This is a genomic window from Acinetobacter bohemicus ANC 3994 (assembly GCF_000367925.1).
Lineage (GTDB): Bacteria > Pseudomonadota > Gammaproteobacteria > Pseudomonadales > Moraxellaceae > Acinetobacter > Acinetobacter bohemicus.
In genome coordinates this window covers 87,365-87,897 of record NZ_KB849167.1, presented here as the reverse complement: position 1 = coordinate 87,897, position 533 = coordinate 87,365, and the positions used below count along the sequence as shown (strand labels likewise).

Below are 533 nucleotides of genomic sequence, written 5' to 3'. Positions count from 1 at the left end.
GGTGAATTGCCTACAGGCTCTACAGTACAAGATTTGATTAATTATTTGAAAGGCGCGGACGGTGCCGATGGTCAAGATGGTAAATCTGCTTTAGAACTATTGATTGATGTAGGTGAATTGCCTACAGGCTCTACAGTACAGGATCTGATCAAGTATCTAAAAGGCGCGGACGGTGCCGATGGTCAAGATGGTAAATCTGCTTTAGAGCTATTGATTGATGCAGGTGAGTTGCCTACAGGCTCTACAGTACAGGACCTAATCAAGTATCTAAAAGGCGCGGACGGTGCTACAGGCGGAACAGGCTCGACCGGTGCGACAGGTGATATTGGCGCAACAGGAGCAACGGGTTCTACGGGTGTAACTGGAGCTACAGGCGGAACAGGCTCTACTGGTGCGACGGGTGATATTGGCGCAACAGGCGCAATGGGTTCTACAGGTGTAACTGGAGCTATAGGCGGAACAGGCTCTACCGGTGCAACGGGCGATATTGGCGCAACGGGTTCTACAGGTGTGACTGGAGCTACAGGCGGAAC

1 pseudogene is annotated in these 533 nt (G+C 51.2%); it reads left to right on the top strand.

Features of this window, described 5'->3' with window-relative positions:
- Nucleotides 1-533 (top strand): annotated as a pseudogene (locus tag F994_RS17860) (spore surface glycoprotein BclB); the annotation flags it as partial.